We start from the raw sequence: 11,760 nt of genomic DNA, 5'->3' as shown, positions 1-11,760 counted from the left end.
TCCAGTTAGGACGGGCCGACTCTTACCCGCCTGCGACGGGCTGTGCGATCATCACCGGAATCTCTCGGACGAAACCGCGGAGAACCGCGGGCGGTTTCAGCCGGTCGTGGCGAGGTCGCCGACAGTGCGCTCGCCCGGCGCGACCGGCACCGTGCTGCCGTCCGTGGCGGACTGGAGCACCGCCGCCGCCACCTGCACGGTACGCAGGCCCTGGCGCAACGTCACGATGTCGCTCTCCTTGCCCTCCACCGCGTCGCGGAACCGCTCGTGCTCGACCAGCAACGGCTCCCGCTTCGGGATGGCATACCGCACCATGTCGCCCTCGGCCACCCCGCGGAACGCGCGCAGCGCCTCCCACTCGGTGTCGATCGCGCCGTTGGCGTAGAAGGTGAGGTCCGCGGTGAGGGTGTCGGCGATGAAGCAGCCCCGGTCGCCCGTGATCACCGTCGACCGCTCCTTCAGCGGGCTCAGCCAGTTCACCAGGTGGTTGACCATCGTGCCGTCGGCGAGCTGGCCGACCGCCGCCACCATGTCCTCGTGCAGCCGACCGCTGCGGGAGACCGTCCGGGCCGAGACCGAGACGTACTCCTGGCCGGTGACCCAGCTGGTCAGGTCGATGTCGTGGGTGGCCAGGTCCATCACCACGCCGACGTCGGCGATCCGGTGCGGGAACGGGCCCTGCCGGCGGGTGACGACCTGGAAGACCTCGCCCAGTTCGCCCGCCTCCAGCCGGCTGCGCAGATTCTGCAACGCCGGGTTGTACCGCTCGATGTGCCCGACGCCGGCGACCAGCCCGGCGCTCTCGAACGCGTCGACCAGTCGCTGGGCGGTCTCGACGGACTGGGCGAGCGGCTTCTCGATCAGCGCGCTGACGCCGTTGGCGGCGAGTTCCAGACCCACCTGCTCGTGCAGGGCGGTGGGGCAGGCGACGACCGCGTAGTCGAGCTTCATCGCGATCAGCTCGGCCAGGGTCGCCACCACCGGCGCCCGGACCGTGCCGGTCGAGTCGCCGGCCGGATCGGCGACACCGACCAGCTCGACACCGTCCAGGCCGGACAGCACCCGGGCATGGTTGCGGCCCATCGCGCCCAATCCGATCAGGCCGGCGCGGAGGGTACGCCCCGAGCCGCTGACGACACTCACTGTGCGTCCTCCAGGCTGTTCACGGCATCGGCGATCCGCTCGAGGTCGGTCGCGCTCAGCGAAGGGTGGACCGGCAGCGAGACCACCTCGCGGGCGGCCCGCTCGGTCTCCGGCAGGTGCCACGGACCCGGCTCGCCGTCCTTGCCGAGGTACGGCTTCAACCGGTGGATCGGAGTCGGATAGTACACGGCGTTTCCGACACCCCGATCCAGCAGCTTCTGCTGTGCGGCGTCCCGGTCCGCGGTGATCCGGACCGTGTACTGGTGGTAGACGTGCCGGGCACCGTCGGCGGTCGGCGGGGTGATCGCGCCGGTGATCCGGGAGTCGAGGAGTTTGGCGTTCGCCCGCCGCTGCTCGGTCCACTCGGGGAGCCGCTTGAGCTGCACCCGCCCGATCGCCGCGGCCACGTCGGTGAGCCGCATGTTGGCCCCGACGATCTCGTTGGCGTACCGCTGCTCCATGCCCTGGTTGCGCAGCAGCCGCAGGGTCCGGGCCAGCTCGGCGTCGCCGGTGGTGATCATGCCACCTTCGAGCGAGTGCATGTTCTTGGTGGGATAGAAGCTGAAGCAGCCGGCGGTGCCGAAGCTGCCGACCGGCTGGCCGTGCAGGGCCGCGGCGTGCGCCTGGGCGGCGTCCTCCACGACGGCCAGGTTGTGTCGCTGCGCGATCGGCATCAGCCGGTCCATCGCGGCGGGGTGGCCGTAGAGGTGCACCGGCATGATCGCCACGGTGCGCGGGGTGATCGCCGCCTCGACCGAGGCCGGGTCCAGGCAGAAGCTGCCGGCCTCGATGTCGGCGAAGATCGGCTCGGCACCGACCAGGCGGACCGCGTTGGCGCTCGCCGCGAAGGAGAACGACGGCACCACGACCTCGTCGCCGGGGCCGATCCCCAGCGCCATCAGGGTCAGTTGCAGAGCGGAGGTGCCGGAGTTGACGGCCACACAGTGCCGTCCGGCGACAAGTTCCGAGAACTCCTGCTCGAACGCGGCCACCTCGGGCCCCTGCACCACCCGACCGCTGCGGAGCACCCGTACGGCGGCCTCGATCTCGGCTTCTCCGATGACGGGTTTCGCGGGTGGGATCAGGTCTTGCTGCCCAGTCATGGGCATCCTCCTGTCGACGAGGGATCGCGTCCGGCAGTGATGCTAGCTCTCGGTGCGATCGATGAAAGAAGTGGTGGGGTTCAGGTCACGGGGTGGATCGGGTCCCGGGGGGCCGGGTCGGCGTGCGTGGCCGGGACGATGCCGGCCACCGGTCAGCCGGGGAGTACGACGTCGAGGCCCCCTCCCACCGGCATCGGGCCCCGCGCGCCGAGCCCGGCCGCGATCGCGGCGGCCATTCGAGGCAGGTAGTCCTCCGGGAACGGGGTGCGGGCGACGGCGAGCCGCCAGTAGAGCGGGCCGACGATCAGGTCGATCGCGATGTCCGGATCCGCCTCGGCCGGCAACTCGCCGCGATCGACCGCGCGGTCGATCAACAGTACGCCGACCTCCCGCTGGTTGGTCCGCAGGGCCTGCTGGAGGGTCTCGGCGATCTCCGGGTTGCGGGCCGCCTCGGCCAGCAGGTCCGGGACGATCTGCGAGGCCAGCGGGTGGCGCAGCGCCCGGGCCACGATCCGCAGCAGCACCTCCAGGTCGCCCTGCAGGCTTCCGGTGTCGGGCAGGGGTAGGCTCTGCCCGGCGACCCGGGACACGATCTCCAGCACCATCTCCAGCTTCGAACTCCAGCGGCGATAGATCGCCGTCTTACCGACGCCGGCCCGGCGCGCGATCGCCTCGATCGAGAGGCGCCCGTATCCGACCGCGGCGAGTTCCTGCATCACGGCTCGGCGGAGCGCGGCGGTTATCTCCCCTCGGAGTACCGCCGCTCCCGCCGGAGCACGCCGGTTGTCAGTCGCCACGTGGGCCAATATAGCGCGACGACGGTACGGTTGCGTCCCGACGTAGTTTTGGACTACCTTGCCACCCAGCGACGCCCCGGTCGGTGAACCCCACACCAGACCGGCCGGTCGTCACGCATTCTTGAAGCCCGGACAGATCGGAGCGCCCAGCTATGGCCAGCACGGCGGTAGCACATCCCGATTCAGAGCTGACCCAGGCACAACTGGCCGCCCGGTACGGTCTGTCGGTCGCCGGAGCGCGACCCAGCCTCGGGGCGTACGTCAAGCAGCTCTGGTCGTATCGGCACTTCATCACCGCCTACGCCAACGCAAAGCTGGCCGCCTCGTTCAGCACGGCACGGCTCGGACGGGTCTGGCAGGTGCTGACCCCGCTGACCAACGCGGCGGTCTACTACCTGATCTTCGGCGTGATCCTCGGCACCAGCCGGGACGTCGAGAACTTCATCGCCTACCTCTGCACCGGGCTCTTCGTCTTCACCTTCACCCAGTCGGTGGTGAGCGGCGGGGTGACGGCGATCAGCGGCAACCTCGGGCTGATCCGGGCGTTGCACTTCCCCCGGGCCAGCCTGCCGATCGCGATCACACTCACCCAGTTCCAGCACCTGCTCGCCTCGATCGTCGTACTGGCCGCCATCGTGCTTGTCGACGGGGAGCCGCTGACCGTGGAGTGGCTGCTGCTCGTCCCCGCCATGCTGCTCCAGTCGGTCTTCAACGCCGGCCTGGCGATGGCGATGGCCCGGCTCGGATCCAAGGTCACCGACCTGAAGCAGCTCATTCCGTTCGTGATGCGGACCTGGATGTACGCCTCCGGCGTGCTCTACAGCGTGGAGATGTTCCAGCGGCACCTGCCCGAGTGGGCCGCCACACTGGTCCAGCTCAACCCGCTGCTGGTCTATATCGAGCTGATGCGGCACGCGCTGATGGAGACGGCGCCGGTGACCGCCTCCCAGACCCAGTCCTGGCTGCTCGGTATCGGCTGGGCGGTGCTGGCCGGTGTTCTCGGGTTCATCTACTTCTGGCGTGGTGAAAAGGAGTACGGCCGTGGCTGAACCGATCGACCCCAGGACCGACCTCTCGGCGACCACCACCACGGTGGGCGGTCCCCGGATCCCCACCGTGGTGGTCGACGACGTACACGTGATCTACCGGGTGTACGGCGCCGGCGCGGGCGGCAACGGCAACGCGGCCGCCACCCTGAAGCGGATCGTGACCGGCGCCAAGAGCGTCGCGGTCCGCGAGGTGCACGCGGTGAAGGGGGTCAGCTTCACCGCATACCGGGGGGAGGCGGTCGGCCTGATCGGCAGCAACGGCTCCGGCAAGTCGACCCTGCTCCGGGCCATCGCCGGGCTGCTGCCGGCCAGCCGGGGTGCCGTCTACACCCAGGGCCAGCCCTCGCTGCTCGGCGTCAACGCCGCGCTGCTCAACGACCTCTCCGGCGAACGCAACGTCGCGCTCGGATGCCTGGCGATGGGGATGTTGCCGGCCCAGGTGAAGCAGGTCACCCCGGACATCATCAAGTTCTCCGGGATCAACGACCGGGGCGACTTCAGCTCGCTGCCGATGCGGACCTACTCCTCCGGAATGGCGGCCCGACTGCGGTTCTCGATCGCGGCCGCGAAGAAGCACGACGTACTGCTGATCGACGAGGCACTGGCCACCGGTGACGCCCGGTTCCGCCGGCGCAGCGAGCAGCGGGTCCGCGAGCTGCGCGCCGAGGCGGGCACGGTCTTCCTGGTCAGCCACAGCATCGACACGATCCGGACCACCTGCGAACGGTCCATCTGGCTGGAGTCCGGGGTGATCCGGGCGGACGGCCCGACCGACGAGGTCGTGCCGGAATACGAGAAGTTCATGAGCCGCAGCTGATCGGTGACCGTGCGTCGAGCCGCGGCACGTCGGGACGACCTGCTCCGTCTCCGCCGCGCTAGGGTCCGATAGGTCGTCTGCGGCACCGGCACGACTTCCGACCGGCGCGACACCGTCGTTCGGCGTGATCGGCGCCAACCCGCCGGCGGGCGCGAAACGGCGCGACGACACCGGCAACACCGCTAACGACCAGCGAAGTCAGTGAGGATCGGCAATGGCGCAGAACCCGGCGAATCGGGCGGTCGACCGGCCGGCCGCCAACCAGTGGCGGCCGACCCGGACCGTGGCGGTGGTGCTGGCCGGGGGCACCGGGACCCGGGTCGGGCTGGGCATCCCCAAGCAGCTGCTCAAGATCGCCGGCAAGCCGATCCTGGAACACACCATCGCCGTCTTCGAGTCCGCGCCCGAGATCGACGAGATCCTGGTGCTGATGGCTCCCGGCTTCGTGACCGAGGCGCGCGAGATCGTGGACCGGGCCGGATTCCGCAAGGTCAGCCAGGTGATCGAGGGCGGCGACAGCCGCAACGCCACCACCCGACTGGCGCTTGACGCACTCGGCCCGGACGACTGCAACGTGCTCTTCCACGACGCGGTCCGGCCGCTGCTGAGCCCCCGGATCGTCCGGGAGTGCGTGAACGCGCTCTGGCGGCACTGCGCCGTCGACGTGGCCATCCCGTCCGCCGACACGATCATCGAGGTGGACGACGACGACTGCATCACCGACATCCCGGTCCGGGCCCGGCTGCGCCGGGGTCAGACCCCGCAGGCGTTCCGGTCCGGCACCATCCGGGCCGCGTACGAGCTGGCCGGGCAGGACCCGGAGTTCAGCGCCACCGACGACTGCGGGGTGGTGCTGCGCTACCTGCCCGAGGTGCCGATCAAGGTGATCGACGGCTCGGACGAGAACATCAAGGTGACCCACCCGGTCGACGTACACCTGGCGGACAAGCTGTTCCAGCTCGCCGCGGCCCAGGCGCCCCGGCTGGTGGACGAGCGGGCGTACGTCGAGGAGCTGAGCGGCCGTACCGTTGTGGTCTTCGGCGGCAGCCACGGGATCGGGGCGCGGCTGGCCGAGGTGGCCCGCGGCTACGGCGCGGACGTCTTCCCGGTCAGCCGGTCGGGCACCGGCACCCACGTGGAGCGCGCCGAGGACGTCGCCGCCGCACTGCGCGGGGCGTTCGAGGCGACCGGCCGGATCGACCACGTGGTGGTGACCGCCGGGGTGCTCCGGATGGGCGCCCTCGCCGAGATGGACGAGGCGACGATCGCGCACATGCTCCAGGTGAACCTGGTCGCTCCGGTGGACATCGCCCGGCAGGCGCTGCCCTACCTGCGGCAGACCCGGGGCCAACTGCTGCTCTACACCTCCAGCTCCTACACCCGCGGCCGGGCCCGGTACGCGCTCTACTCGGCCACCAAGGCCGCCGTGGTCAACCTCACCCAGGCGCTCGCCGACGAGTGGTCGGAGTTCGGCGTACGGGTGAACTGCGTCAACCCCGAGCGGACCGCGACCCCGATGCGGACCCGGGCGTTCGGCGAGGAGCCGGAACACACCCTGCTGGCCGCCGACACGGTGGCCCGGGTCTCGCTGGACGTGCTGCTCTCCGGGCTGACCGGCCAGGTGGTCGACGTCCGCCGCTCCCCCGGCGATCCGACCGGCCAACCCGGCGACCCGACCGGCCAGGCCGACGCACCAGCCGACCCGGAACCGGCGGACGCGGAAGCCGTGGACGCGGAAGCCGTGGACGCGGAACCGGCCGACCCGGAACCGCTGCCGGACCGGGAGGCCGGAGTCGGCCGGATCGGCCGGCAGCGTGCCAACCACCTGGTGCCGCCGCCCCGGGTCGGCACTCCCTAGCCCGGTCCCGCACCCCCGCCGGCCGCGATCCGGCGACCGTCCGCCCCAGGAAGGAAGCGAATGCGTGGCGATCTGGTCAGGAAACTGACCGTCCGGTGTCTGAGTGCCGGCCTGGCCGTGCTGTCCTTCCTGCTCCTCGCCCTCACCTCGGCCGAACTGCTCGGGCTGGCCCTGGCGGTGGCCGGCGCCGTGGCCGTCTGGCTGGAACGCCGGGTCAACCCCCGCGCCGACCTGGTCGCCGAGCCGGTGCTGCTGATCGCCGGGGTACTCGTCGGCTACGCGCACCGGGTGCCCGAGTCCGGGCTGAACTGGCTGGCCCTGGCGCTGACCGGGCTGACCCTGCTCGGGCTGACCCTGGCCGAGCGACCGCTGCGGGACGCCGCCGAGCTGGAGGTGCGTTCGGCAAACCTCGGGGTACGGGCCTGGCCGCTGCTGGTCGCCGACCGGCTCGGGCCGGCGGTGCTGGTCCTGCTGGCCGTACTCGCCGGCAGCGCGGCGCTGACCCTCCCGGCCTGGCCCGCCCTGCTGCTCACCGTGCTGGTCGGCGCGGCGGCCGGAATCGGCGCGGTCGGGCCGCTCGCGCTGCGCCGGCTGCGCCCCTCGGCCGGGCAGAGCGCGGTCACCCAGGCGCTGCGCCGGCACCAGCCGGAGTTCCTGCTGCACTTCTCCGCGCCACCCGGCTCGGAATACCAGGTGATGATGTGGCTGCCGTACCTGGAGCGGATCGGGCGGCCGTTCGTGGTGCTGCTGCGGGAGCCGAACTTCCTGCCGGCGATCTCCGCCGCCACGAAGGCGCCGGTGGTGGTCTGCCCGACGCCGCGATCGATCGACGAGGCGATCGTGCCGAGCCTGCGGGTGGCGTTCTACGTCAACCACGGCGCCAAGAACAGCCACTGCATCCGGTACGCCCACCTCACGCACATCCAGCTGCACCACGGCGACAGCGACAAGGCGCCGAGCGCCAACCCGGTCTCCGCGATCTTCGACCGGATCTTCGTGGCCGGGCAGGCGGCGATCGACAGGTACGCCCGCAACGGCGTGACGATTCCCCGGGAGAAGTTCGCGATCGTCGGCCGTCCGCAGGTGGAATCGATCGCGGTACGCCGGGAGCCGATCCGGGACCGGGCCGACAAGGTGGTGCTCTACACGCCGACCTGGACCGGGCACAACGCCGACGTCGACCACTGCTCGCTGCCGGTCGGCGAGAAGCTGGTCCGCCGGCTGCTGGACCGGGGCGTGACGGTGGTCCTGCGCGCCCACCCCTACACCTCGCAGAACCCGGCGTCGGCCCGGCAGCTCGCCCGGATCGAGCAGCTCCTCGCCGAGCACCGGGCCGGCACCGGCCGGCGGCACGTATTCGGCGCCGACGCGGCCCGGAAGATGAGCCTTGTCGACTGCGTCAACGCCTCCGACGCGCTGGTCTCGGACGTCTCCGCGGTGATCTCCGACTACCTCTACTCGGGCAAGCCGTACGCGGTCACCGACCGGGTCGGCGAGGGCGACCGGTTCGTCGAGGGCTTCCCGCTGGCCGGCTCGGGCTACGTGCTGGACCCGGAACTGTCCAACCTGGACGAGGTGCTGGACCGGTTGCTGGAGAGCGATCCGCTGGCCGAGACCCGGTGGCGGACCCGGACCCGTTATCTCGGCGACTTCCCGGAGCAGCACTACGCCGACGGGTTCCTCGACGAGGCCCGCCGGCAGGTGGCCGGTGCCGGTACGCCCCCGCCGGTACCGACACCCCGCCCCGCCCCGGTCCCCTGACCGCGCCCCCTCGCCTGCCGGTGCTCCTGAGGCGGGGACCCGTGGGCGGGGACCCGTGGGCGGCTGGGTGGCGTTGCGCCGAGGGTGCTCGCGGGCTGTGCCATGATGCCCCGGTGACGATGATCAGGACCAGCCACGACCGTAACGAGCTGGCCGACCTGCTGCGCCGCGACCCGCACCTGCACGCGTACGAACTCGGCGACCTCGACGACTTCTACTGGCCGTACACCAACTGGTACCGGTGCGGCGAGGCCGTGGCGCTGCTCTACCACGGTGCGCCCAGGCCGGTGCTGCTGGCACTGCACCGCTCCCCGGCACCACTTACCGAACTGCTCACCGGTCTCCTCCCGCTGCTGCCCCGGCACTTCGAGGCGCACCTCTCCCCCGGCGGCGTGGAGGTGCTGGCCCGGGAGTACCCGGTCCGGACGCGCGGGGCGCACCTGAAGATGGCGCTCACCGACCCGGACCGGCTGGCCCGGGTCGCGCCGGCCGGCGAGGTGCTGACCGAGGCGGACGTACCGGAGCTGACCGCGTTCTACCAGGCGGCGTATCCGGGCAACTGGTTCGACCCGCGGATGGTCGAGACCGGTCACTACGTCGGGCTGCGCCGGGACGGTGGGCTGGTCGCCGTCGCCGGGGTGCACGTCTGGTCACCGCGCTACCGGGTGAGCGCGCTGGGCAACGTGACGACCGCTCCGGCGTACCGGGGGCAGGGGCTGGGCAGCACCGTGGTGGCGACGCTCTGCCGGCGGCTGCTGGAGGCCGTCGACACGGTGGCGCTGAACGTCGCAGCGGAGAACACCGCCGCGCACAAGCTCTACGACCGGCTCGGCTTCACCCCGGTCGCCGAGTACACCGAGTACGTCGTCGGCGAGGCGCCGGTGGCCGCGGCCACGTCCGACGAAGGTCCACAGTGAACTGACGCTGGTCCGGACCGCCGGTCGAAGTCCGCCGACCCTTGTCAAGGACCAGTGCCACGGGCACCATGTCAACGGTCCGCACGCCTGCCAGGCTGCCGGAGCTTTCCGCCACCGGCCCGTACGCCGGTCGTCCCACCCTGTCTTTCGCCGATCCGATCTGTCGCCGAGGAGGCTCCGGTGCTCGAGGAGTTCATGGGCATTCCCGCCCACCCCTTCCTGGTCCATGCCGCGGTGGTCTTCGTGCCACTGCTCGCGCTGGCCGCGGTCGGGTACGCGTTCCTGCCGTTCGTCCGCCCGCACCTGCGCTGGGTGCTGGGGCTGCTCGCCGTCGCCACCCCGGTCGCGGCGCTGATGGCCAAGCTCTCCGGTGACCGTTTCCTCGCCCGCCTCGAATCGCGCAACCGGGTCAGCCCGGAGTACGTCCCCCGGCTGGCGGAGCACCAGGATCTCGGCACCAACACCCTGTACGCGACCATCGCGCTCGGCGTGCTGACCCTGGCGCTGGTCCTCCTCGTCAAGCCCCGCACCGCCGCCACCCGGCCAGCCGCGACCGCCGACGGGGACGGCACGGACGGCGCGGCCGCCGGCGCCGCACCGGCCGCCACGGGTTCACCGGTGCTGAGCCTCGTGCTCGGGGTGTTGGCCCTGGCCGCGGCCGGCGCCGCCCTCTACTACGTGTTCCGCACCGGTGACACAGGCGCCAAGGCGGTGTGGGAGGGCCAGTGACCCGCACGGGTGTAAGGAAGGGCCCCCTCCTAGACAAAATGCGATGGGAGGGGGCCCTTACACCCGTGCGGGAGGGTGGGGCGGGTCAGGAGGAGTAGCCGCGGGTGGCCGCCCAGTTCGCCAGGTCGATGGTGCTCATCCAGTAGTTGCTGTCCTCGCCGGGGATGGCCGGGTCGGCGATCTTCACCGTACGGCCGTCGTCGCGGTAGCCGACCACCGTCAGGTAGTGCCCGCCCGGGTAGCTGTGCCAGCCGCCGTCGAGGTCGGTGGCCGAGCCGGCGATGTTCACCACCACGGCGTATCCGCTGGTGACGGCGTGCACCACGTCCGCCTGGAGCCGGTCCATCTGGGCCGGGGTGGCCGCGCCGCCCGGGATGGCCGTGGTGCGGTAGAAGTCGGTACCGATGATCTTGTTGAGCACCCGGGTGGTGTCCTGGGCCGAGTTCGTGCCGCTCGTCGTGGTGCCGAGGTCGGCGGCGACGGAGTCCTGGCTCGGCTGCTTGTCCCGGACGGTGAGCGCGATCCGGGTGGCCGCCGGGCCGCAGTACCAGCCGTTGATCTGGGTCTGGAAATCGTAGTCCAGCAGCTTGGTCGCGGGCGGTGCCGGCCGCTTGCTCGGGGCGCTGGTCGGAGCCGCCTTGGCCACCTTGGCCGCCTTGCTGGCCGGTGCCGTGGTCGGTGTCTCGGTCGCCGGGGCGGTGGTCTGCGGCGCCGTCGTCCGCGGCGCGGTGGTGGCGGCCGCTCCGGCCTGATCCGCGACGGGGGCGCCGACCTCGGCGACGGCGACCGTCGAGCCGGTCCCCGGTGCCCCGGGCGAGCCGGTCGAGGCCAGCACGACCCCGGTCGAGGCGGCGGCGGCGAGCACCGCTGCCGAGGCGAGTGCGAGCCGGTTCCGGCGGCCCGACATGGCAGTCCTGAACCGCCCGTTAATTGCGTGCTTCAACGTTGTCCTCCAGGGGAATGCGTGCCACCACTACCGGGGGACGGGGTGGTGACGCGACGTTTCTTATCGCTGCCGGAATGTGCCGGGAAATCGCGCGGAATGGCACCGGAAAGGCGCGCGCCGACGGACATGGCGGAGACGGAGGGACCCACGATGTGCCCAGGGGTGGGGACACCGCTGTCGGCGTACCGGTGGAATCAGCGCCACCACGATCCGTCGCCGCCGGCCTGCGGCGCGGTACCGGGACCTGCCGGCGAGCCGGTCGGCGCGCCCGGGACGACCCGCGCGTCGACGACCTCCGCGGCACAGCCCGCTATCGGATCAGGATCGGGCCCCGGCCGGGGACCGGGTGGTCCGGTACGGCTGTCGCGGCGGCCGGGAGCGGCGCCGCGACGCAGCGAGGAAACTGGGGGGACGGGCCGGAGCCCGGGTGATGCGGCACGAACAACTACTCCTTCCGACACCGCCTACCGGGTTAGCTGACGGATTCGGGCGGGAAGGCCGCCCTACCCCGGGCCGTAGCCCGAAGATTCACCCCAGATAACTGTGGGTCCCCGGCTCGTCACAGAACGATTAAGCGGGTCCGCACCGGTGTCACCAGGCGGTGACCAAGGGGCCGATGGCGGACTTGCCGACATTACTG

The 11,760-nt window shown here is 71.6% G+C and carries 9 protein-coding genes, 1 pseudogene and 1 riboswitch; of the genes and pseudogenes, 6 read left to right on the top strand and 4 right to left on the bottom strand.

Annotation, left to right across the window (positions count from 1 at the left end):
* Positions 1–96 precede the first annotated feature (96 nt).
* The 3 genes from ACN28A_RS27160 to ACN28A_RS27150 all read right to left on the bottom strand — a co-directional run bounded on the left by ACN28A_RS27160 (position 97) and on the right by ACN28A_RS27150 (position 3,043).
* Entirely contained in the window at positions 97–1,143 is a 1,047-nt protein-coding gene (locus ACN28A_RS27160; RefSeq protein ID WP_421399571.1) for a Gfo/Idh/MocA family protein, read from the bottom strand.
* Positions 1,140–2,246, bottom strand: coding sequence for a DegT/DnrJ/EryC1/StrS family aminotransferase (locus ACN28A_RS27155; RefSeq protein WP_421399569.1), 1,107 nt, complete (start codon positions 2,244–2,246; stop codon positions 1,140–1,142). Before ACN28A_RS27155 ends, ACN28A_RS27160 begins: the two co-directional genes overlap by 4 nt.
* Positions 2,247–2,398: 152 nt before the next feature.
* A complete protein-coding gene (locus ACN28A_RS27150) occupies positions 2,399–3,043 on the bottom strand; it encodes a TetR/AcrR family transcriptional regulator (protein WP_421399566.1) in 645 nt (214 codons plus the stop codon).
* 152 nt (positions 3,044–3,195) lie between these two features.
* Here ACN28A_RS27150 and ACN28A_RS27145 point away from each other — a divergent pair, with 152 nt between their 5' ends.
* From ACN28A_RS27145 to ACN28A_RS27120, 6 genes and pseudogenes are all read left to right on the top strand, one after another.
* Positions 3,196–4,092, top strand: coding sequence for an ABC transporter permease (locus ACN28A_RS27145; RefSeq protein ID WP_421399564.1), 897 nt, complete (start codon positions 3,196–3,198; stop codon positions 4,090–4,092).
* A gap of 4 nt (positions 4,093–4,096) precedes the next feature.
* A complete protein-coding gene (locus ACN28A_RS27140) occupies positions 4,097–4,909 on the top strand; it encodes an ABC transporter ATP-binding protein (protein ID WP_421404664.1) in 813 nt (270 codons plus the stop codon).
* Positions 4,910–5,123: 214 nt separating this feature from the next.
* Positions 5,124–6,552 (top strand): annotated as a pseudogene (locus tag ACN28A_RS27135) (SDR family NAD(P)-dependent oxidoreductase); the annotation flags it as partial.
* Positions 6,553–6,827: 275 nt separating this feature from the next.
* Positions 6,828–8,528, top strand: coding sequence for a CDP-glycerol glycerophosphotransferase family protein (locus ACN28A_RS27130; RefSeq protein WP_421399562.1), 1,701 nt, complete (start codon positions 6,828–6,830; stop codon positions 8,526–8,528).
* Positions 8,529–8,647: 119 nt separating this feature from the next.
* Entirely contained in the window at positions 8,648–9,445 is a 798-nt protein-coding gene (locus ACN28A_RS27125; protein ID WP_421404662.1) for a GNAT family N-acetyltransferase, read from the top strand.
* A gap of 180 nt (positions 9,446–9,625) precedes the next feature.
* On the top strand, positions 9,626–10,174 hold the full coding sequence (locus ACN28A_RS27120) for a hypothetical protein (protein WP_421399561.1): 549 nt from the start codon (positions 9,626–9,628) through the stop codon (positions 10,172–10,174).
* 85 nt (positions 10,175–10,259) lie between these two features.
* Here the strand turns inward: ACN28A_RS27120 and ACN28A_RS27115 are convergent, their stop codons facing one another.
* On the bottom strand, positions 10,260–11,081 hold the full coding sequence (locus ACN28A_RS27115; RefSeq protein ID WP_421399558.1) for a C39 family peptidase: 822 nt from the start codon (positions 11,079–11,081) through the stop codon (positions 10,260–10,262).
* A gap of 485 nt (positions 11,082–11,566) precedes the next feature.
* A riboswitch (cyclic di-AMP (ydaO/yuaA leader) is annotated at positions 11,567–11,707 on the bottom strand.
* Positions 11,708–11,760 lie beyond the last annotated feature (53 nt).

The organism is Plantactinospora sp. WMMB782, from assembly GCF_049179135.1.
Taxonomy (GTDB): Bacteria; Actinomycetota; Actinomycetes; order Mycobacteriales; family Micromonosporaceae; genus Plantactinospora.
The sequence above is the reverse complement of the archived record's forward strand: the minus strand, read 5'-3'. Positions and strand labels throughout refer to the sequence as shown.

Coding starts and splice junctions, on each gene's coding strand:
- ACN28A_RS27155 (WP_421399569.1), bottom strand. CDS start 2,246: ATGACTGGGCAGCAAGACCTGATCCCACCCGCGAAACCCGTCATCGGA.
- ACN28A_RS27145 (WP_421399564.1), top strand. CDS start 3,196: ATGGCCAGCACGGCGGTAGCACATCCCGATTCAGAGCTGACCCAGGCA.
- ACN28A_RS27130 (WP_421399562.1), top strand. CDS start 6,828: ATGCGTGGCGATCTGGTCAGGAAACTGACCGTCCGGTGTCTGAGTGCC.
- ACN28A_RS27125 (WP_421404662.1), top strand. CDS start 8,648: ATGATCAGGACCAGCCACGACCGTAACGAGCTGGCCGACCTGCTGCGC.
- ACN28A_RS27115 (WP_421399558.1), bottom strand. CDS start 11,081: ATGTCGGGCCGCCGGAACCGGCTCGCACTCGCCTCGGCAGCGGTGCTC.